Consider the following 21,625-nt stretch of genomic DNA (forward strand, 5'->3'; position numbering starts at 1 on the left):
AACTAACCTATAGACTTTAAGCTGCTAAAAACGTCTAACAGTTCAAAAAATCAATCACCTCTTCTTGCACATCAATATAATCTTCTTCTGACATATTTAATGCTTCTAAAACCTGTTTTTCTATGTCATCCCAATCTTTAGTGGTGTCACCGCGTAAAACACTATTAACCAAATTTTCAGACATTTTTAAAACGCTGTAACACAATTGTTGATTACTTCCAGTTATATCACTTAGCATACTCAAATCGTGATGACGTAAAATAAGCTGGCAAATATCTACAGGTAAATGCCAGCTGGTCGCTAAATAGTAACCCACAGTGGCATGATTAGTTCCATATAAACGCTCTTCTATATCTATCAAGCTTTCTTTATGGGTATTATTTGAAGTATGTAAAGCACTCACGTAGTTATCGAATTTAATTGCCATCGGCACAATGCCACAATCATGAAATAAACCCAGCGTATACAAGTACTCAACGGGAACATTGTTTTTTATACGTTGCCCAATAATCATATTTACATCAGCAATTTCTGATGCGGTATCCCAAAAACGCTCCAAACTAATGCAACATTCTTTTTGGGCGAACATTTGCTTTAGCTTTAAGCTAGGTACTAAAGCTTCAATGCCATTCCACCCTAAAAACATAATGGCCTGTTTAATATTTGACACACTACGAACTAAGCCATAAGCAGGTGAATTAACTATCTTTAAAATAGCTGATGCAATAGCTACATCTTTAGCGATGATTTCTGCGGCGTCTGAGAGCGAGGGCTCCTGTGCAGATGCTAATATTTCAAGATCATTTAAGATTTGTGGTTTTGGTGGGATAACAAAGTTTTTGTTTACATCAGATAACACCTGCTCATTAACTACAATCATCGATGTCTAGCCTCCAGCTAAGCTATATGGATTATTTATTTTATTCCATTTGAACTTTTATACTAGAAGTTGATTAAAGATTTATCAATTTGTAGGTGCTAAATAGGTAGAGTAAAAATATTTTTTAAAACAACATAAGTACACGCCCAATGTTTAGGCGTGTGCTTTGAATATTGGTTTAGAAGTAATAGCCAATATTAATGTTAAAGCGACGCTCAGTTTCGCTACTGTCGCCCGCTAATGAACCACCAACAAATGGCATATTTTTACCATGAACTAAGTCAAAGTAAGTAAATAAACCACCAGCAGCTACCGAGAAGCCAGTTACGTTCATCCAGGTATCTCTGCTGTTGTCTGATTTGTCGTAAATAGCACTGTAGTCGTTGTAAAACTGTAAGTTTGTTACCGCGCCCCATTGAACCGGTACGCTGTAAGCTACGTTTGCACTCGACATTGTTGCCTCTGCCGCCATGCTATCGTAAAACGAGTAAGCGCCTACAGCAATACGGTTTACGTTATCAATATCGTAGTTATACGCACCGTGTTGAAGTTGTAAGTTCCAAGGGCCCATATTACTGTTTAAATGTAATGCCCACGCGTTGTAGTCACCTGCGCGGTCAACACCGTCATGTAAGCCACCAGCAAGTGCCGACACACCTATTTCAGTTTTACCACTTTCATGTTCTAGGTGATAGCCGTAACGACCTGAGAACGTATTGTACTCGCCTATAGCATTAGTTGGCTCAGCATAAACACCATCCCCAGCTTCTCTAAAACCAACAATGTCGTAAGAATAGCGATCGCTGCGGTTATCTACATAACCATCAACACCACCTAATTCATCATTTTTGAAAAAGCCCAGATCAAGCTGCCAGTTATCAGCAATCTTACGCTTAAATAACACCCCTAAATCGTGGTCGTCTTCAAGGCCAACATAATAGTTAGTGCTGAAAAAGTAGTTATGTGAGTTATATGGCCAGTTACCAAAAGGAACCTTAGTAATACCTGCTTGAACTTGCCAATCATCAGCAAAATCGTAAGCTGCATAAGCGTATTTAACAGCGGTCATATAATCAAAAAAGCGAATTTCAGCGTTTAACTTTACATCACCAACATCGCCTGAGAAATTTAAGCGAAAAATATCAAAGTCAAAATCGCCGCCGCGATTTTTATTATCGTCATCATACGAGGTATGGCTGTAGTTAGTTCGAACAGCACCGCCAATTTTAATTCCCTGAGGCTTATGTTCATGTTTAGCTACTTTAACTTCAGCTATATCTTCTTTCTCTTCAATGGTGCGCTCGATTGATTTTTCACTTTTTTGCTCTGCTTTTGCAAGTTGCTTTTGCAGCATTTCCACTTGTTTTTGTAAGCTGCTTAATTGCTGCTTAACTTTATCAAGATCTGTATCTGCATGTGCCTGATGTGAAAAAACAACCATAGACACTGCCAGTGCTAAAGGTTTCATAGGTGTCATAATTTGTCCTTGCTTGCCTTGTTGATATTATTAACTCGAACTTGGTCAGCGTGAGCTAAGTACCTGCTTGATTTTACATGTTGTTTTACAATGATAACGTATTTTTACAACTCTTCAATTACACTTTATGATTTTGCGCAACACACCAGCAACACACAAACTACTTTTTAGCAGGGTAAGCATGACAATTGCTCATCACTTTTATAAATGAAAGCAGCAGCTTGCAAAATTAAAGCTTAAAAAAGCAGAGTCATCACGTACCTATTTTAATGTGTTATTATTTGCAAAATCATATTTAAATCAGCCAGTTTACTACTACATATATAAATTAAGGACTCTGAAAAATGAAAAATAACGATACCTTTAACACCATTGCTACGTTAATTTTTAAGCATCTTTATAATAACTTTCCAAGCCCAAGCCAGTTAGATCCTGAACAATTAATTAGCGATGCCTCAGATCAACAAGGTGAGCAAATAAAAGGAACTATCGCGTTTCTTCTTCATGAGGAATATATATTTTCAACGCCTAGCGCCACTTTTTTGCTAACAGAAAAAGGCTTTAGCCACGCTTTGTGTCCTAAATTTTAAACTCACCGCTGAATAGTTAATACCATAAAAAAGCCCTAGCAATTAAAGCTAGGGCTTGATAATGATTTTTAACGGTTATTTTTTCTCTTTTTCTAAACGCTTTTTAAGACTCAATGCCGCATCAGCAGCCAATAAACGCATAAATTCAGAGCCGTTGTTTTGTTCGCCTTGACCCGCACCTATAACAATTTCAGGCACTAAGCGGCTGTTACCTAGGCTATTAAATAAAGCCGTTTGAATTTTAACTTCTGCTTTAAGTGTTTCATCAAACACATATTTAGGATCAAGTGCTGCTGACTTTGCGCGTAAACGTGCTTCAGCTAATACATCCATGCCTAACGCCTCTAAGCGTTGCTGTTTTAAGATTTCTTCTTGCTCTTTTGCAAGCTCAGCCTTTACTGCAACACGCTGTTGTGCAGAAATAATCGCATTGGCTTTTATTCGCTCTGCATCGATTTGCTCTTTAATTTTTAGCTTTTCAGACTCAGCTCTTTGCTTTGCAATCGCTTGTTCGCCTAATGCCACTTCAGTACGTGCTTGTTGCTCTGCCTTTTTAAGGTTTTGTCTTGCAAGGGCTTCATCTGCTGCAGCTTGCTTTTGCGCCTCTAAGCGCGCATTTACCTTATTTTCGTAATCAATATCAATAATACTCGCATCAACCACCGTTATACCGTAAGAGCCTAAAATAGGTGCATTACGCAGCGGCTTACCTTCAGCATCTTTCTTTATATTAATGGTAACGCGTTGTTGCTTACTTAAATTGCTTAAATCGTCAGACTTGTCACGCTCGCCAGTACTAATAATTTGCTCAGTAACAAAAATGCCATTAGTCAGTTGATCAGAAAAATCTTGGCTTAATTGACCATTACCACCTGAGTAGTGTTGCTCAACCGACATCATACGTGCAGACGCTTTTACATTTTCTGTAGTGGCACGCATTAAAAGGTTAGAGATCAGAGTTTCTTGGGAACCAAATTCTTCATGAATTTTTAATAATCCACGTAAAGCGCCCGACTCACTTGCAGGTACATTACCTGGTAATCTAAAACGTGATACCCCTCTGGCGCCACCAGTTGTCGTATCTAAAAATCGAATAGGAATGAGTGGTACAATGGCACTGGCTGTTGCACTGCTATCACCGGTAAAGTTAATCGAGATAACTTTTTTATAGGCCGATGTGGTGCCAAATGCTTTTAAGTAAGGACCAGCTTGGTTTATTACCGTTAAATTACCAGTAAAAGCTGATTGGTGAACAAGCCGTTCATCGGCTTCATTCCATGAAATAACCTGCGATGTTAATGTTGCAATCACTGCTAACACCACAACAACTGACGTTAATAAAATTACATTACGACGGCCAAAACGTGCCATAAATGATGTATTTTTTGCCTCTGCGACGGCTTGTTGCTCGCTATCCATTTTTAGTACTCTCCATGTTTAATTTCTTTTTAACAAAATACGTAATTTCTTGTTCGCTTAAGTGCGCACAAAAGCTATCCGATCGATGCAAATCTATAAATGTTGCAAGGATCTCTTGTTTGCCTTTAATTGTTTTTTCCTGGTTTTCTTGGGTTTGGTTTTTCTCGCTAAGTTGAGCAATAAGTTCATCAATAATGGTGTCTTTATCAAACAACACATTATATTCTTTTGACTTTCTTACTCGGCTCTTACGTACATTGCTGTAAATCACATAAAGCGCCACACACAAAATAACAACAAGCGTACTTAACCCAATAATATAAAAAATCATAACGTCTGCTTATATTAATTGAATAATTAACCCTAACAACAAATGTAACGGTTAAATCACAAATGTTAAGCCGATAATTTTACAGAATAACGCCCCAAATAACAGAATTAATACTTGGCCCTTGTATATTTTTGTAAAAATTAGAATAGAAAAGTTTAATATCTGAAGTCTCAGCATCAACAATGTTACTTTTAGTGAGTGTTGATGTTTACCTTTTAGAGTCAACGGTAAACATCTTCTATTCAAACCTTCATATTGAATACTAAACCATTTATTTTTTAATAATCTGATTTCAAAGTGAAAATTGCAATAATTGCCGAGTAAAGTTAAAAATATTTAAATTTTTTCTGGCGAAGATTAAAATGCGGCCTACCCTTAGTATGTAAATTAGGTACTGATTATTTGCTCAAAATTAAATCATATGAGCATGCAGTTGATCATTTACGTTACATCAAACCACTTACAAGTGAAAAAGGATATAAAGATGAAAAAATGTAAATACGCAGCATTGCTCGCTACAGCTATCTATGGACAATACAGTTTTGCTGCAATCGATGAGCTCACTATTTTACAACACACTCAAGAAGCGAAAAAAACTACAATTGCCAAACAAGCCAATACCCATGTAAATCTTTCTAGGCAATTTACAATCGAAACGACACAAGGCCCTGTAATTACTCAAACTGTATCGCACCCTAATGCTGATTACATAAAGCTACATTTTAGCCAAGTAGATCTAAATGGTGACGCAAAGTTAGTCGTTAGAAGCGAAGACAACTCAGAGCGATATGAATATAGTAGTAATAATATGGACGCTGCAACAATCGATAGCTTAAACGGGGATGATGGTGTGCATTCATTTTCTTCTATGTCGGTTTCAAATGACAGCGTTATCATTGAGTATTACCCTGATCCAAAAAACAGTAAGCAGCAACACCAGTTTGGGGTTATTGATAGCTATTTTTACGGCACTGAAAGCGCCAATATAAATATCAATGAACAAAATAAACCTGCCCCTTTGTCTACCTGCGGTATTAATGAGCGCAAAGACGTGCAGTGTTGGGCTAATTCCAACCCAACAGAGTTTGACCGCAGCCGCCCGGTAGCACGCTTAGTAATTGGTGGCCGCAGCTTATGTACCGGTTGGCGCGTTGGCAGCGATAATAAGTTATTTACCAATAACCACTGTATCGAAACTGCATCTGAGCTTGCATCTACAGAAGTGTGGTTTAACTACCAAAATAAAAGTTGTAATGGGACAACCAGAGAAACCATTGTAAAAGTAACGGGTAAAGAGTTTTTTAAAACTGACTACACGTTAGATTACACCCTATTTAGTGTTAATGACTTTGCCAATATTGAACAGTTTGGCTACTTAGGGCTTGATGTGCGAAACGCACAGCAAAGTGAACGTATTTATATTCCGCAACATGGTTCAGGTAATCCTAAGGAGCTGTCGATTGAATCTGATCAAGACACCAATGGTTTGTGCCAAGTTAATGCCCCCTCAACGAATGGGCGTGGAAGTAATACTGATATTGGATACTATTGTGACACTATAGGTGGCTCTTCCGGTTCTCCTGTTGTTGCAGCATCAAGTAATCGTGTTATTGCACTTCATCATTTAGGCGGATGCTACAATAAAGGCGCCAAAATAAGTAAGATTTGGCCCCAAGTCGCAACTTACTTTAATAACACAGTGCCTGTTGGCGATAACGACGGTACTACACCACTGCCACCTACCGCACGTTTTGAATACAGCTGTGAGCAATTACAGTGTAATTTTGATGCAACAAGCTCCAGCTCAGCAGGTACAATCAATAATTACAGTTGGAACTTTGGCGATAATCAAACTGATACAGGTGCAACCGTAGTGCATAATTTCGTATCTGAAGGTAATTACGATGTATCTGTTACTGTGCAAGATAGTAACAATAATACAAACACGCTAACCCAAACGATTAGTGTTTCAAATGGCTCACCAACAGAAGTTGAATTAACTAAAGGGCAAGCATTAACAGGCCAAAGTGCAGCATTAAATCAAGAGACTATTTACTATATTGATGTACCTGCAAATAGCACTAACATTTCAATCGACATAACGGGTGGTTCAGGTGATGCAGACCTCTATGTTAAAAAGAGTACAGTGCCAAGCACAAATAATTACGACTGCCGCCCATTTAGAAATGGTAACACTGAAAGTTGTAATATAAGTCAAGGAGAAGGTCGTTTTTACATTATGCTTAAAGCGTATAATAGCTATCAAAACGTAACAATCGTGGCTAATTATGAAAATAGCGCACCACCTACAGATAATGATACTCGCGTATTAACGTCTCGTGCTTATGGATTTCCAGATTTTTGGCAGCGCTATAGTTATGTAGTACCTACAGGCGTAACCACTGTAAACATAAAAACATTGGGTGGCGAGGGAAATACTAACCTCTATGTTCGAGCGGATGCAGCAGTAACAAAAACACAATATGATTGCTTATCGAACAACAAAGACAGCAATGAAAGTTGTATCTTAGAGGTGAGTTCAGGCCAAACATTACAAATCGGACTGTTAGGTGTCACTAATTACGATTGGGTTAAGCTTGTTGCAACTGCAAAATAAATAATATCATTCCCCTAAACAAAGCACTTCAGTGAATCTGCAGTGCTTTTATTTGGTTCTAATTCACTCTTTTCATGCAGGGCGTATTAAACATCACCATAAATAAAAAATACCACCTATTACAAAAATAACTCATAGTTAGTAGTCATTAAAAAATATAATCCGATCTCGCTATTGAGTGCGTGATAATAACTTCAAAACTTGTTTAACTACCATTTCTGGCTCATCATTTTGTGGATAATGGTAACTTTTACTGGTTAGCACTATCTCACCTTGAGGAAAAGCATTAGCCCAGTTTGAATGCAGCTCTAACCACATTTCACGCCCTTTATCAGTAAAAAATAACACCGATGGATTTTCATATTTTTTAACTGAGGCAAGAACCGTCACGGGAATATCTGCTATTTGTGGGTAATCGGGCAAAGGCCGCTTCGACCAAAAGTCTAAATACTGATTCGACATACCATTTTTCATATCATCGCGTTTTATAGCGGCAATTTCTTTTTCAGCGCGCGATAAATCAATCTTACGCATAATATCAACATCATGCTCTGAGGCCGGTTCAATTAACATTAACGCTTTAATGTTATCGGGGTAGCTTGCTGCAAATACCCTTGCGATATAAGCACCATAAGAATGCGCCACATAAACTACCGGTTCTTCAATTTTTAACGCTTTAAGTAATAGTAAGGTCTCAGTAGCATACTGCTCTGAGCTATAGTTTTTCTTTATTTGCGCTGAGCCGCCATTGCCAATTCGAGAATAGCGAATTACTTTTGCATGCTTGATAAGCGAGTTATAAATGGGATCCCAATCACTAAGCCCTGCAGAGCCACCCGCCTCGAGTAAAATAGTGTGTTTGCCACTACCCGCCATTTCATATTCAATATCAAAGCCATTTACTTTAACTTTAGCAAGCTCAGCAAAGGCAGCGGTTGAGGTGATTAATACCCAAAATAGAATCGTTTTTATTATTAGTTTCATATTGTTAAAGCAAATTAATAGTTAGCTTAAGTTTATAACATTATAAATAGAGCGACAAAACCTTAATGGATGAATTGTTTATTCTATTCTTTTTGGGTTTGTTTGTGTTCCATTTTATACCGGCCATGCAACCGTATATGCAAAAAGGCTAGCAAGCAATGGGCTATAACGGCACGCCCTGGTACTTTGAATTTGTGATAGTGGGTATTGCTGTTTCAACGCTTGGGCTAATGCGGGCGTTTTAGAGTAGTCGAGATAAAAAGGAAAGCGCTAGTTAGGAGCTAGCGCCTCAAGCTTTAATTTTGCGATTTATCAATTTTAGAAATTAATGTATCAAGCACCATTAAGTCATTAGCCTTTTCCATATATTCATCGCTATCTTCATCAAGCTCTTTAAGCTCTACTGTTTCTTTTTCAGCCCTGCTTTTAAGGGTACTTTTAATTACTCTAAGCTCTAATTGTGAAAACATAATTATCCTACATCTTTATTTGGTATACCGATAAATCAAGGGATAGCCATTGAGCCTAACTGATTTAATTTATCTAATTACAGAGTCGCAGGCATATCGTATAGAGAGCGAATAGTAATATAGTATGTTTACCTTTACCGGCAAGCTCGTATTCTACGTCAAAGCCATTTGCTTGAACTTTAGCCAGTCCGGCTGGTAACAACTGAAATGGCATTATTAATGCAGTGAATTTAAAGCAGAAATGGGTTTATCAAGTAATGAGTTTAAAGCCGATATGATATAATGATGAGCTGGGATAGTTTTTACCGCTGTTGGGGCAACACTAGCATTTATAAAGTTTGCTTTAAATTGAGTTACTGACACCTTAAAATTTGAGAATAAGTAGTGGAGCACAGGCTTAACTCTGTGCTCCATCTATTAAGAATTTAATTTTCTTATCAAGTAGCATTAAAAGTATCGCTTCCCCAGCAATCATCTGATTTTCTATATTATTTTCCCTAGCTTTTCCTCTAGGCGATAAACTAGTATTCCACCAAGCTAACGATAGACGACCTAGGATTTTTCCATCGTCTTCAATACTAATTTCCATATAAAATAATCCGAAAATAAAACACACTTCAATTGAGAAACTCGACCACAACTTGTGGTTTATGTGAATTATAGCCCGATTGACGTCATTATTTGGCAAGGTAACTGTGTTTATGGAAATGGATAATAAAAACTACCTCTATACAAAGTCCGCTAGATGCAGGCTAACATACTTATATAACATTCACTTCCGTAAATTTTAGACCTTTTAAATTTTGACTTTTCACCAAATCATACAAGCCACCCTTTTCATCAGTACAAAAGGTAAATATTCCAGCTCCTTTCACCTTAAACAAACCACCGTGTTTTATAGCGTTTTTACTTAAAGCGAGTTTTTTAAAGCGCCTGATTCTATTTACACGACCATTCTTCATGTTCAACTCTGTGTGCTCTTGGCTAATTGCGTCTTGTTGACCTAAAATATTTAAAGCAAACCATTCTTCACCATTAAGATTTAGTGGTAAAAATTCACAGCATTCTTTAAGTGTTGGCTCAAACATACATTTTAAGGGTGCTGGAATTGCGAAAGCCATTGCTCCCCAGCCTGCTACATCGGGTTTATTAGTAGGAGTTTCACCTTCGACTATTAACCAATCAACATCTACAATACGCCAGCCATCACCCTTTGAGTTACCGTTAAAAGTATAAATATCGTTGTTTGTTAACTGTATTGACTGCTCGAACATTGTTTCTTGTAGCAGCAAATATTCACCAGCATCAACGCCAACAGCATAAACTTTATTAAATTCTTTCATTTAATTACCTTGGTATCATATTTGATAATTCTTCATGTAGTGGGAAATCACCACTTTGTAACTCGTCGCCAATATCTCTAAGTAATTCAATTATATCTGTCCGGCCTAAACCTTCAGCTATAGTATCGGTAAGTAAAGCTTCTACGTTTAAGAAGTATTCGCTTGTGTGGGTTTTTGTATGGGCTTCAGCCTTAGGCATTGCATCCATTGGAGTATGTTTTGCAAATCTAGGAAGAAATACTCCATTTGCTTCATGGTCAATATCGATTCCAAAACCTGCGAGTCTAAGCCTAGCCTTTGAAGCTCGGGGATCGTCCCAAGCGACTATGTGGTGAGCCGCCATATTTTCACCTCTTTCCCTACCTGCTGCAATCATATTTCTACTTAGTTTAATACTATGCCGCTTATTATGCTCCCACCGTACATGCCTACTAAGTATTAAGTCATCTTTACTAATAAGCCCTTTTTTATAGCGTGCTGAATCAATAATTTCACCTCGATAATATATAGCATATTGAGTAGCTTGGTTTTTAGCAATTGAGGAATTACCAGTCACAGTGAGAAGGTCTTGCTCTAACTCTTGAACGGTTACGTACTCTTTTGTATTAGAAGGCATGCTAAATTTATTCCTTTAAAATGATTTTAATACTCCTGCCTAAATAGTGTCATTTTGGGAACTAAAATGCAATGTGGGAATAAAACTCAAACTTGACGTATTATTCCAAAGTTCAATAACATCATTACTCACCCAAACCTGTAAACTCCCTCGTCCATATGCCATAATCTAAATAATTCATTATTTTAGTAACTTGGCGCGTATTTAGGCGCTTTTAAGTTAACTACTCAGGGTTTTCAGCATGGCATATCAAGAGCAAAATCAAGCAACAATCTACTGGCACGACTATGAGCAATACACATCAAAACATTGATTTAAAATGATTTTAAATTCAACGAATAGAAATTTATACACACTTTTATACACACTCCACTTCTAATTTACTAAATCTTTTATAAAATCTTCTGTAATATCAACATCTATATCATTCAATGCTCGCTTTACATTTTTTTTGGGCTCTAAATCACTGGGCATGTAGCTTTCTTTTACCAATTTATCTCTGTGTATATTAAAGTTCAGTGTTAATATATATGAGGCTGATAAAAAGCGAATAATCGTTCTATGGTGAGCTATCATTTTATTCATGCTCTGGTGATCTTCATTTTGAATTTCCCAAATGTTAAATAGATTACGGTACTCTAAGGAAATAGTGTTTAGATAATCATCCAATAAAGTTAATGCTAACTTTTGCTCTTTGGTTAAGCTATTCCAACCCATATCTTTTGAAACATTCCAAGGGATATATTTTAAGATATTCAAATCTATAATTGATATTCTATCCCAGTTATGTAATTTCAGATAAGATATGCAGTAAGGCTTTAAAGTTGCTTTCAATTTATCGTTTAGAATCTCAATATCAATATATAGTGAGTCAACAGCTTTTTTTTGTTTATAGACCTCAATCTTTTCTGCAGCTTTGATTGATATTAACCAACCAACAAAAGCCATTACCAATGCGGTAATGAGATTTAACAACCATTTTATCAACTCTGTTTCATAATCCATTTAGTAATCCATTGACCTGACAATAAATTACATATTGCCTGATTATTTTTATTATTCAACTATTGGCTCTAACTTACTATTTAATGCCTTAGCCTCAACTTTATAGCTTATAAAATCGACCATTTCTGTTGGGGTTGGTAGCGGTGAGTTATGGGTATGAGTTGATAAAGTCTGGTTCATTTGTTCAACCAAGCTTATTAAATCAAGGAGTACTTGCGCTACGTTTACTGAGCTGTCACCCAACCACACTGTTTTACCTTCAACCTTTGCGAGCTTAGTAGCTTTAGCATGAAGTGTTTTGAGTGTTTCTAGGTTCATGTTCTCATGGGCTTTAATATCTATCTGTTTTTTACTGCCAAGTAACAGCCCTTCTAGCGCTGTGATCAATGCTTTTTCACCCACCACTGTTTTTAGGGCGCCCATTACTTCATTAATTTGGTTGCCGTCTATTTTTAACGTGTCGTGCGTAGCTATATTGGTGCTGCGTTGGTGGTAAATTTCTTCACGGTTGCGCGATTGTATTTTACTGCTATCGCTTGATTGGGTTATGTCGCCATCTGTTTTTATGTGCCAGTTGCCGTCGCGGCCTTGTAGTTTGCTGCGGCTGTTTTGCTGCAGTGTTACGTCGGTGCGTTTGTGTTCTGGCACTAGGCTTTGCCATGGCAATAAGCTGGTGATCACGGGGTGGCTGTTTAGGCCGTCGATATATTGTATTAAACAGTGCATACCTGGCGTTGGTTCGTTTAACAAGCCATGATCAGGCGCTTGGCCTGTGCCAAGTGTTACTTGCTGAAATATAGGCACGGCTAATGGCTCGGCGGTTTGCGGGTTTAATAGCTGTACGTCGGCGGCTTTTAGTGGTCTAAATGCACTGCTAATTGTTGCCGTAGCCGGTATGTCGTAAATGCGTTCAATACGCGCTAGCTGCGGTAAATGCTTACGTTGCCCAAGCTCTGGAAAGTAGCGCAGTATTAGGCGCTTTATAGCGTTTTTGACCATCTGATCACCTGTTTGTTTTCACTTAATGTTACTTCGGTTATGTATCGGCCGTTTAATTTTATGCCTGGTCTTAGTTTTGGTATGGCAATAATTGAACCGGTGTTTGCATTGGTTGTTTTTATTGGGTGCTCTTCAAAGTCGGTTATCTCGGTTTGTGGCCAACGTGAGTCATGCCAGCTGCCGGCGTATACTTTGCCGTCGGGTCGTTGCTGAAATATAAAATGGGGAATGCTAAATACCTGAGCACATTGGCGCAGTGCTTCAATGCCTGTGCCCTGGTGATAAAATGCGGGCACGGGTGTTTTTGTATAATCACTATCAGGGTAAATAAACTCAATACCTATACTGCTTAACTGATCGCACACATTTGCAAAGGTGGCGTGGCGAATAGCAAAGTTATGCGGGAATGATAACGCGCCTATGAGCTCGCGGCAGGTTAAAAACCAGCGGCCATTACTTTGATGTTTTGCTTCAATAACACCTAAAAAATACGGCTGCATAGCATTAATGGCATAACCTATGTGTAACTCAACTAACCCTTTTGGTTCTTCCTCTGTAACCACCATAAAACTTGCACGGCCTGTGCTGTATAAATCAAGTTGGGTATTGTCACTGACTAAGTTAGTAACTTGAACACCACCAATGTTGAGTATTTTAATTAGCCGGTTACTGCTCATGGCCCCTCACTTTGCTCGAATGCGGTTTGTACTGTTTCGTGACCGTTTACTGCTTGGGTTTGGCTATTTTCTTTTGCTTTGCCGTCAAGTTGTTGCTGGGTTCGCTCTGCTGTTGAAAGCACTTCTACCAGCTTAAAAGTTACTTGCCACGCTTTTACTTCTTCAAGCTCGGTGGCTTTTATATCGCTATCGAATTTGGCTTTACGTATTTTATACGCTTCGGTTACTTGGCTATTAATAGTGATCACGGTTCGTGCGCCGTTTTCGTCTACCTGCTTTGCTCGGGTAATAAGTTCGGCTAGTTCGCTTGCATCAACAAAGGGAATTTTTGTACTAACTGATACTACACCTGGCTTTATGCCTTTATCACTTGAAAGGGTAAACGAGCCAAACCCGCTTAAGTCTTCGCTGGGTAATTTAATACCGCAGTTAATACGGGTTTCATAACCTGGTACTTGCCAGCCGTTTAGTGTGATCATGCAAATAGCTCTTTAATGGTGTTTATGTTTTCGCTGCTGCCCACAAATGCGCAGTAGGCCCAATGCTTATCGTTATTACCGAGTGTTTGTATTTGCTGTGCCAGTGCGCGGGCGCTTTGTGCATTGCTGCTAGTCACGGTTAAATTAGCCGTTGCCCTAAATAGTGTGTTCGTTAAACGCTGATCCCGCTGTGCCTTTAATTGCGCTGTTTCGTTTAGGGCCGTATTAATATCGGTTATTAGGTTTATGCCTTCATTACTTACCAGTGCTAAGCTTTTATCGTTAAATGCTTTTGCGAGTGCAGGCACGGCACGACAATCATTAACGTGCTGCCACTCTATTGATTGCTCTGTTGTTGACAGGCGCATTTTGTCTGTATCGAGCGTTGATAAACTCAATGCATGATCAGCTGCGTGGGTAAACACTGCTAATGGGCAATGCTGATTAAATTCACTTAATAAGCTTGCAAGCTTTGCGTGACTGCTGGCACTGCAACTGAGTATTACTGCATTAAACGCGCTTGGCCGTTGCTGGCGTGTGACGTCTTTTATGGCTGTTGCCAGTAATTCGCTCCCCGCTGCGGCGGTTATTAAACTGGGTGTTTGGTAGCTATTAAGTGCAATAACATGTAACTGCGTACAAGCTGCGTTTAACGCTTCCCTACTTTGAGTATTAAACGAGTTGGGTATTTGCATGGTATTACCTTAAAAAAGAAAACAACTTATTAAACTGCTCGTAGGCCCACACACAAAACCACATAATATAAGCTTTCCAAATTGGCACACCATTACTTTTAAGTAATACAAAAAACTCATAGTGTGCTTTTTCACGCCCTGTTTTTAATGCAAAGTCATGCCATATAGCAGCAAGTAAACCATCACCAAATGGGTTATGAAACCAACGAACGTACCACGGCAGTGTAAATCCATCAGTTACAAAAAAGCGGTGTACTTCACCAAATTGGGTTTTGAGTGGCTCTAGCAATTGCGCTTTACCGGCATTTACAAAATTGAGTTTAATTTGCATGGCTACCACCTAAATTACTGAAAACCGGCGCTCTGTTAGTGCAAAAATATCTTGCTCGTAATCAGAGTTAATCAGAGCTTGGTTAACTATCCACACGCCATTCGTTTCAAATTTTAAGGGAAGCGTAAATACTCCACCTACAACTTCAGCTGGCATTAACTGAACACGGCCAGTATCAACACGCTTAAATGGCACTTTAAATTTACGGTCTGGTATTGCTAATTGCCCCGTAGCTATAACCGCGTCACTTGATTGCGGCACTGTGTATTCGTTTTCAATGTTTACATAGTCATCTAACTGCCCAGCAACATTGTCGATAACAACAGGTATTAATGGCGTTTCAACGGTGCGTTCTTCTAATTGCCACTCCCCACTTTTAAACACCGCCATCTCATTATCTGCGGGTTTTGGTGGGGCTATTGTTGTATAGCGCAGCTTGGGAAGTGCCCCGCCTTGTTTGTATGTGTATGTACCAGCAAAAACATCGTTTTCATCATATAAATATAAAATCATGGCTGTTTATCTCCAACGAGTTTACACACACTGTTAAGTGGCGAGTCTGATAAATCGGGGGTGAAAAAGAGGTAATCTTCAAGCACTGTATTAGTCTTATAAAATGCGGTTGCTGTGATAATAAATACATCACCGTTAATTTCAGCTAAACGCGCTTGGCCTGTAATCTGCTCTGCAACTGAATTAGGTTTAAACACTCTCGACCAACTTGTTGCACCGTCTTTTAGTAAAAATACACCATCACTATTAGCAACATACAAATCATTAGATGCAGTTAATAAAAAATCTACAAGCAAATTTAATGTTTGATTATTTCCAAACACATCAAATCGATATGGTAGCTTTACCCACGCTGACGCCCCACTCATAGATATATAATAGCGTGAGTAATCTGTTGATGTACCGCCATAAAATGCCGCACTAATAAGGCTTACGCCATCTCTAACCAACGCCGTTGTCTGTATAGACTCGGTGTCAAACATATTGGTTGTGCTGCTAGAAGGTATGTACCCTCTATAAAGCCCATCATCAGATGAAGACCCGCTAATATAAGTAATGTAAGATTCATTTATGTAATAGAAACTATAAGCCGCACTTGTGTAGTTTAAATTTGTCGTATACCAAGTAGATTCGCCATTTTTTCTATAAATAAATTTGCGACTACCGGATACTGAATTTGTAGCACAAAACATGTTATCGCCACTGGGTGATACATCCCAATATTGAAGAGAAGTTACTCCCGATGATGTGTGCGTTTGATCAAGCCATGTAGCGCCGCCATCTTTAGATAAAAATGTTGCTAGGGCGTTGCACGTTAAGAGTGTTTGACCGTCATCGCTGGCTCGGATTATATTTACTTTTGGTACATAGTTTCCTTTTGCAAGAAGAGAAGAAAACTCAGTAAAGTTGAATGTAAGACCATCACTAGATGTGAATACCCCAACCGTATCAACTGTTGCTATGTAAATATGCAAAACACTATTAATTACTTTAACTGTGCTTTTGCTATTCATGTACTCACTAACATTAGCGTGTGTGATTTCAGTTGGAATGATGCTTTGTTCAATAAATTTTCGCTCAAGCTTGCTTGCTAATATTGGATAATCTGCAACAAAGTAAGGCGAGCCGTCACAATCAAGCAATGGCAACTCATTATCTAATTTGGGCTTTGCTGATAGCGTTACGCTGCCTATTTCTATTGCTGACTGTTTTACAATGCTATCCATTTAAAACTCCCATACATTTAATTCTTTGTTATACACAAATACACGCTCGTTTTTATCATCTGCAACAATCGTTACTTGTGTATCAATTGCGCCATCTGCTAAGCGCTTAAACTTAGCGGTTGTTTCATCAGCGTTTGCTTGTTTAATAACGGGTTGCCCATTGCTAGCTCTTATTGAAAACCAGTCATTGTTTTGTAGTTCAGCATCATCAATACCCACTAGTGGCGCTGTGTATTCGTTGCTGTTAATTATGTTATGGCGATTAAACACGCTGATTGTTGGCTGAGTAACAAACGGTAATAAGGTATTAAAGGCTGTTTTTTCTAAATACTGGTTATGGTCATGCGCTGCAAATTCAGCGGCGCTTACAAACTCGCCAACTTGTACTTGCCAAGGCAATGCGCTGAGTGTGATATTTAACTGCTCTGCAATATTTTGGCTGCGCCAAACAATACTTTTTGCACTGTAGTTACCGTAAACATCGGCACTGGTTTTAGTTTTACTTTGTAATGCGGTGGTCACTACAGCAATGAGTATTTGCTCGTTATTTGCATTAGTTGCAACGGCGCCATACCAGTTGTAATCGAAGTCGCCTACGTCATAGCCCATGACCGCACTCATTACTATGGCATTCCCATCGATGCGAGAAACTGCTTTTACTGGCTCGGTGTGCACAATATTTGTCGGTATTATGGTATTTGGGTCTATAGGTGCGGTTTCGTCTTGGCCGTCTATATTTGCAAACACAAAGTGCGTAATGTTTTGTACTTCATCACCGGCGAATACGGCATTGCGATAATTTAAACCGGCGTTAGTTATTTGTAATTGGCTCACCCTATTACCTCCTGATCATATTCAACAAGTCCAATAGCATCGGTTGTATTGACGGTTGCCATCGCACTCAAAAAGTAACGGCGGCACGTGCGGCCATACTGCTTAATCACTTCATTAACCAATTGTTCTTTGCCGCTAAACTCATCCTCTAACATGGCAATTTCTACCATGTCCCAATCAAAACCAGGGACGCGTTCGTTAACTTGAATAAAGCCAAAGCCCAGGCGTTTAAATATTTGTTCCATACCTACGTTTGAGCCGGCATCGGTTGCATTGGCGAACGCGTGTTTTACACGAAGGCCGTAAAGTTCTACTGCTTCATCGGGTAAGCGATTGATGCCACGCTCCCATGCGAGTAAATCTAATATGGCTGTTTGTGCATTTTCGCTGTGTTGTTGCTCTAGCCACCAAAACAAATAGCTTTCTATTTCTTGCCAATAACTTTGGGCAACTTTTGCAAGCGCTGTGACATTTTTCTCTGTTAGCCAAATAGGCAGTTGCGGTGTTAGATCACTCATTATTTAACGCTACTGTATTAATTGTGGGTAACCATAGCTCGCAGTTAATATCTGCATTTTCAAAACGAATTGTTTTAAGCTCACTAAATTGGGTATGTAACTCGGTGGCTAGCTGGCTAAAGCTAAATAACTCGTTTGGTTTGCACTTAGTTACGTTTTTATAAGCCGCATTTTGCCTAAACGCAGCACGTATAAATTGCTCTATATCGGCACTGCGGTTTTGTGTATTGGGGTGCTGCTGGTAGTTAGCCACAATGTTTTGCGGTTGAGTGCTAATTGCAAATACTTGCAAATCGTCACCACTGCCATGGTTACCCGCAGCTATGTGATTGTTTATTTGATTGAGTAACGCGGAACTTATTTCACCTACGTTTAAAAATACATAGGCGTTAGCACTGCCTGGACCCCGAGGGGCGTTTTTCTCAAATACAATGTTATCTACCGATATACCCGTGAACGCTGAAATAATAGAGCGGTACACCGCATCAACGTGATAGCTGCCTAATGATGAAAATGCATCACGTATACGCAAGCGGTAGTTATCGTCGGTTTCAATGTCCTGGCCTGCTCTTGTCAGCCAATCGGCATTATTAATAGCGGTTAGGTTTTCAATGTCTGAAATTACACGTACGTAATAGCCGGCGGCTAGGTTGTAATTTTGGCCTGTTTGCTCAGCTTGTACCGGTATGCTGTGGGTGGATTCGCCTACTGCAAAGGTTTGGTCGTACAAGGTAAACACACGATACACTTGGCCGTTAATTGGTAAACTCTCAACGACTGTACCTGCAGTTATAACAAGCTCAGTATCAATATCAGTTCGAGTAAATTCAACAACCCCCTGTGCTTTAACGGCGGGTAGCTTTGGTGTTTTACGTGACTCGCCGTGTTGCTTTAGCCATTCACCGCCTGCAAGCATAACAAATGAGTTGGGCATAACTTGGGTGATCAAACTTTGTATTAGTTGCTCAGCGGGCTCTACCATGATTGATTTTTGTAAACGAAAAAATGGGCTAAACGTACTAGTGTTACTTACTGTAAATTCACCCTGATCTACATGCTTTTGCCACAGAGCTTGCAGCTGTTCGCGGTTTACCGGAATACCTGCCGCTTGCAGTTCTTGTTTAAATAAGTTGGTGTAATCCATTAGATAGCCCCATCAATCGTTTTAGCGGTTACGCTTATTTCACCCGTTGCTTGCCTGATCACTTTTATGGTGCCAGGCACTAAGCGTTCGTCTTGCTCTACGATCAGCTCTATTTCAGTTAAAATTTTTGCAACGATGTTTTTATTACGTAGCCCGATTAGTTCGGTTACTTTGCCGCTTTCAATAATGCGGTGTTTTACGTCTTGTGCTATTACGTCACTATTGGTTAATTGACTGGGTACAGCAAAACTATCTAGCGCTATGTCGTTATCTATAATATTTAAATCAATATTAAGTGTTGCCATTAGCCTGCAAGCTCCATCATTTGTTCAAAGCTGTTAATTGGGTCGTCAGACTTAACCGTTAAATTATCGATATACACACGCTTGCTGTTATCGCTTTGATTATTGTTTTTAGTACTATTGCTGTTGTTAGTTAGGTTTTGTAGAAACGCTGACTTTTGTACCTTTGCTTTATAGCTGCTGTTTTGTTGCTGTTCGGTGCTTAGTTGCTCTACTTTGTATGCACTGGTGTTGGCTGTGTTGGTAATTGCCTGATCTGTTTTAGCCGTTGGGAATGCATTTAATTGCCCTGTACTCGTATTAATACTAGTGAGTTGCGTTTGTGTGCGACTAAATACAGGCGAGTTTGCAGCGTTAGTAAAATCATTAGTTGTACTGATTGGCACTTGTGCGGCTTTGTTGATAACGCTTTGGCCATAGTCGCGGCTAAAGGCTTGATCGGCATTTTGCATCACTAAATTGTTAGGCTGAGCACGGTTAATGTTTTCGCGAGTTGTAAGCGCTTCTGTTTTTAGTTTTGCTTCGGTATCGTCAATAAGACCTAGCTTTTCAAGAACCCACTTTACGCTGTCAATCACCCCATTAAAGGCCGTTTTCACACTGTCAAACACTGCAATTAGCACTTTGCCCCATGCGGTATTTTGAAATGCAGCCACTAGGTCATCCCAGTAATAGATAAGTGCCCCAACAACGGCAACTAATGCCATAACACCTGCCACCACCCATGTAATTGGGTTTGCCCAAAGCGCAGCATTAAACAACCAAGTCGCAGCTTTTACTGCGAGCATGACCGCTTTAAATGCACCAAATGCAATAGTTGCTGCACCAACGGTGGCAATGAGTGATAAAAAACCCAGCACACGTAATGCGACTAATGATGCTTGCCACAGTTTGGTTAGTACCGTAACCCCAGAGGTTATTGCGGCTGTTGAAACCATTGCCATTTTGTATAAGCCCATGCTGAATATGACCAGCCCATACACCGTGATCAACGCAACAATGCCAACAACCAACGTTGCAATAACACTGGATAGCATGGGGAATCGCTCTGTTAACGACACGATATAGGCAAAGCCTGCGGCCATGATTTCAACGAACGGCTCAACCACCGGTAATAAACGATTACCCACCGCAGCTGCGGCAGCATTAAACGAACCGCTTAACCTGTCCCATGGGCTGGCAATAATGTTCGCCATTTCTGCAGCTTTTGAACTGTCTTGTACGTTTTCAAAAACGTTAATACCGTCTTTTAACTTATCGACTTTGGTGCTGAGCACATCAACCGCTTTTGCACCTTGTTTGCCAAATATTTGGGTAAGTACATCGCCACGCGCCACAGAACCTAATGATGATAACCGCTCATTAATTCGCCCTAACACAACATCGATGGCGAGCATATCGCCATTGTCGGCGGTTAGCTCTATGCCTAATGCATCTTGTGCTTTACCTATTCCTTGTAATAACGATGCCGCTTGCGTACCTGCAACCGACCCTGATTTAGCAACCAGTTGCAGCTCACCTACTAGAGCAAATTGTTGTGCTGAACTTAGTCCAATATTGGTAGCTGTTGCGCCAAGGTTTGAAAATGCGGCTTCCATTTCTGAGCCCGTGGTTTTGTAGAGTTGTACTGCTGTGGCTGTTTGTCCTGCAATTTGGTTAACCCAATTGGACTTACCCATTTTATTAGCGGTTTGCTCAAAAATGCCGTACATCGTGCCCATATAGCTGGTGATAGTGCCAGCATCGGCTTTTGTTGCTACCGCTAACATGTTTGATGTTTTAGTGAACTCGGATAGTTCATCACCACTTAAACCCGCAATGGCGGACTGAATATCGTAGGCACTACGAACGAACTCGGCAGAGTTACCCCCAAATTGAAACCCAAACTCATACGATGTTTTAGTGAGTTTTTGTAGTGCGTCGTCGGCAACGCCGAGCGATTGCACTTCACCCAAAGCGGCAACGTGATCAATTGATGGGGCAAGTGATTTAGCGAGCGCATAACCACCTGCAGCGGCCGTTGTTGCGCCGCGCATCATTTGGTCTTGTGCGACGGCTGTTTGCTGGCTCAGCTGATTAATTTTAGCCATGACTTTATTAACCGGCCCCGTCACCTTGTCGATGATGCCGATTGAATAAGTAAGCTTGTCTAACTTGCTGAGTGTTGCCATTAAA

General features: G+C 39.6%; 24 protein-coding genes and 1 pseudogene. 3 read left to right on the forward strand and 22 right to left on the reverse strand.

Annotated features, from left to right (window positions below; all coding sequences use genetic code 11):
* Positions 1-34: 34 nt before the first annotated feature.
* Both AB8618_RS08715 and AB8618_RS08720 read right to left on the reverse strand, forming a co-directional pair.
* Positions 35-880: an HDOD domain-containing protein gene (locus AB8618_RS08715; protein WP_409423252.1), complete on the reverse strand. Its 846-nt coding sequence runs from the start codon at positions 878-880 to the stop codon at positions 35-37.
* Between the two features lie 178 nt (positions 881-1,058).
* Positions 1,059-2,357 carry a porin gene (locus AB8618_RS08720; RefSeq protein ID WP_413402293.1) on the reverse strand — a complete coding sequence of 433 codons (1,299 nt, stop codon included), beginning with the start codon at positions 2,355-2,357 and terminating at the stop codon, positions 1,059-1,061.
* A gap of 344 nt (positions 2,358-2,701) precedes the next feature.
* On the opposite strand from AB8618_RS08720, the gene AB8618_RS08725 reads away from it, so the two are divergent.
* Entirely contained in the window at positions 2,702-2,947 is a 246-nt protein-coding gene (locus AB8618_RS08725) for a hypothetical protein (RefSeq protein ID WP_409423254.1), read from the forward strand.
* A 75-nt stretch (positions 2,948-3,022) separates the two neighbouring features.
* Here AB8618_RS08725 and AB8618_RS08730 read toward each other — a convergent pair whose 3' ends face one another.
* Positions 3,023-4,366, reverse strand: coding sequence for an SPFH domain-containing protein (locus AB8618_RS08730; RefSeq protein WP_138607424.1), 1,344 nt, complete (start codon positions 4,364-4,366; stop codon positions 3,023-3,025).
* Positions 4,359-4,697 carry a methanolan biosynthesis protein EpsI gene (locus tag AB8618_RS08735; protein WP_413402296.1) on the reverse strand — a complete coding sequence of 113 codons (339 nt, stop codon included), beginning with the start codon at positions 4,695-4,697 and terminating at the stop codon, positions 4,359-4,361. Before AB8618_RS08735 ends, AB8618_RS08730 begins: the two co-directional genes overlap by 8 nt.
* A gap of 484 nt (positions 4,698-5,181) precedes the next feature.
* On the opposite strand from AB8618_RS08735, the gene AB8618_RS08740 reads away from it, so the two are divergent.
* Entirely contained in the window at positions 5,182-7,314 is a 2,133-nt protein-coding gene (locus AB8618_RS08740) for a pre-peptidase C-terminal domain-containing protein (RefSeq protein ID WP_409423256.1), read from the forward strand.
* A gap of 171 nt (positions 7,315-7,485) precedes the next feature.
* On the opposite strand, the gene AB8618_RS08745 is transcribed toward AB8618_RS08740, so the two are convergent.
* Positions 7,486-8,298, reverse strand: coding sequence for an alpha/beta fold hydrolase (locus AB8618_RS08745; protein ID WP_409423257.1), 813 nt, complete (start codon positions 8,296-8,298; stop codon positions 7,486-7,488).
* A 53-nt stretch (positions 8,299-8,351) separates the two neighbouring features.
* On the opposite strand from AB8618_RS08745, the pseudogene AB8618_RS08750 reads away from it, so the two are divergent.
* Positions 8,352-8,543: pseudogene (locus tag AB8618_RS08750) on the forward strand (hypothetical protein); the annotation flags it as partial.
* A gap of 51 nt (positions 8,544-8,594) precedes the next feature.
* On the opposite strand, the gene AB8618_RS08755 reads toward AB8618_RS08750, so the two are convergent.
* From AB8618_RS08755 to AB8618_RS08835, 17 genes are all read right to left on the reverse strand, one after another.
* Positions 8,595-8,768: a hypothetical protein gene (locus tag AB8618_RS08755; protein ID WP_409423258.1), complete on the reverse strand. Its 174-nt coding sequence runs from the start codon at positions 8,766-8,768 to the stop codon at positions 8,595-8,597.
* 397 nt (positions 8,769-9,165) lie between these two features.
* A complete protein-coding gene (locus AB8618_RS08760) occupies positions 9,166-9,357 on the reverse strand; it encodes a hypothetical protein (protein ID WP_409423259.1) in 192 nt (63 codons plus the stop codon).
* A gap of 172 nt (positions 9,358-9,529) precedes the next feature.
* Positions 9,530-10,111, reverse strand: coding sequence for a hypothetical protein (locus AB8618_RS08765; protein ID WP_409423260.1), 582 nt, complete (start codon positions 10,109-10,111; stop codon positions 9,530-9,532).
* A 4-nt stretch (positions 10,112-10,115) separates the two neighbouring features.
* A complete protein-coding gene (locus tag AB8618_RS08770; protein WP_409423261.1) occupies positions 10,116-10,727 on the reverse strand; it encodes an AHH domain-containing protein in 612 nt (203 codons plus the stop codon).
* Between the two features lie 375 nt (positions 10,728-11,102).
* Positions 11,103-11,732, reverse strand: a complete 630-nt coding sequence (locus tag AB8618_RS08775) for a hypothetical protein (RefSeq protein ID WP_409423262.1) — start codon at positions 11,730-11,732, stop codon at positions 11,103-11,105.
* A gap of 51 nt (positions 11,733-11,783) precedes the next feature.
* On the reverse strand, positions 11,784-12,731 hold the full coding sequence (locus tag AB8618_RS08780; RefSeq protein ID WP_409423263.1) for a hypothetical protein: 948 nt from the start codon (positions 12,729-12,731) through the stop codon (positions 11,784-11,786).
* Positions 12,713-13,408, reverse strand: a complete 696-nt coding sequence (locus AB8618_RS08785; RefSeq protein WP_409423264.1) for a hypothetical protein — start codon at positions 13,406-13,408, stop codon at positions 12,713-12,715. The genes AB8618_RS08780 and AB8618_RS08785 overlap by 19 nt, the downstream gene beginning before the upstream one ends.
* Positions 13,405-13,887: a hypothetical protein gene (locus tag AB8618_RS08790; RefSeq protein WP_409423265.1), complete on the reverse strand. Its 483-nt coding sequence runs from the start codon at positions 13,885-13,887 to the stop codon at positions 13,405-13,407. The genes AB8618_RS08785 and AB8618_RS08790 overlap by 4 nt, the downstream gene beginning before the upstream one ends.
* The gene (locus AB8618_RS08795) at positions 13,884-14,582 is read right to left on the reverse strand and encodes a hypothetical protein (RefSeq protein ID WP_409423266.1); all 699 of its coding nucleotides are present in this window, start codon (positions 14,580-14,582) and stop codon (positions 13,884-13,886) included. Before AB8618_RS08795 ends, AB8618_RS08790 begins: the two co-directional genes overlap by 4 nt.
* 4 nt (positions 14,583-14,586) lie before the next feature.
* Positions 14,587-14,913 carry a DUF1353 domain-containing protein gene (locus tag AB8618_RS08800; RefSeq protein ID WP_409423267.1) on the reverse strand — a complete coding sequence of 109 codons (327 nt, stop codon included), beginning with the start codon at positions 14,911-14,913 and terminating at the stop codon, positions 14,587-14,589.
* Positions 14,914-14,922: 9 nt separating this feature from the next.
* A complete protein-coding gene (locus tag AB8618_RS08805; RefSeq protein WP_409423268.1) occupies positions 14,923-15,426 on the reverse strand; it encodes a hypothetical protein in 504 nt (167 codons plus the stop codon).
* Complete coding sequence (locus AB8618_RS08810) at positions 15,423-16,652, reverse strand: hypothetical protein (RefSeq protein WP_409423269.1); 1,230 nt, start codon at positions 16,650-16,652, stop codon at positions 15,423-15,425. The genes AB8618_RS08805 and AB8618_RS08810 overlap by 4 nt, the downstream gene beginning before the upstream one ends.
* A complete protein-coding gene (locus AB8618_RS08815; protein WP_409423270.1) occupies positions 16,653-17,486 on the reverse strand; it encodes a phage tail protein in 834 nt (277 codons plus the stop codon).
* The gene (locus AB8618_RS08820; protein WP_409423271.1) at positions 17,483-18,004 is read right to left on the reverse strand and encodes a hypothetical protein; all 522 of its coding nucleotides are present in this window, start codon (positions 18,002-18,004) and stop codon (positions 17,483-17,485) included. Before AB8618_RS08820 ends, AB8618_RS08815 begins: the two co-directional genes overlap by 4 nt.
* On the reverse strand, positions 17,997-19,148 hold the full coding sequence (locus AB8618_RS08825) for a baseplate J/gp47 family protein (RefSeq protein ID WP_409423272.1): 1,152 nt from the start codon (positions 19,146-19,148) through the stop codon (positions 17,997-17,999). The genes AB8618_RS08820 and AB8618_RS08825 overlap by 8 nt, the downstream gene beginning before the upstream one ends.
* Positions 19,148-19,453: a DUF2590 family protein gene (locus tag AB8618_RS08830; protein ID WP_409423273.1), complete on the reverse strand. Its 306-nt coding sequence runs from the start codon at positions 19,451-19,453 to the stop codon at positions 19,148-19,150. The genes AB8618_RS08825 and AB8618_RS08830 overlap by 1 nt, the downstream gene beginning before the upstream one ends.
* On the reverse strand, positions 19,453-21,621 hold the full coding sequence (locus tag AB8618_RS08835) for a phage tail tape measure protein (RefSeq protein ID WP_409423274.1): 2,169 nt from the start codon (positions 21,619-21,621) through the stop codon (positions 19,453-19,455). The genes AB8618_RS08830 and AB8618_RS08835 overlap by 1 nt, the downstream gene beginning before the upstream one ends.
* Between the last annotated feature and the right edge of the window lie 4 nt (positions 21,622-21,625).

Origin of the sequence: Pseudoalteromonas sp. RW-H-Ap-1 (assembly GCF_048318575.1) — a bacterium.
In the GTDB taxonomy this organism is placed as follows: Bacteria; Pseudomonadota; Gammaproteobacteria; order Enterobacterales; family Alteromonadaceae; genus Pseudoalteromonas.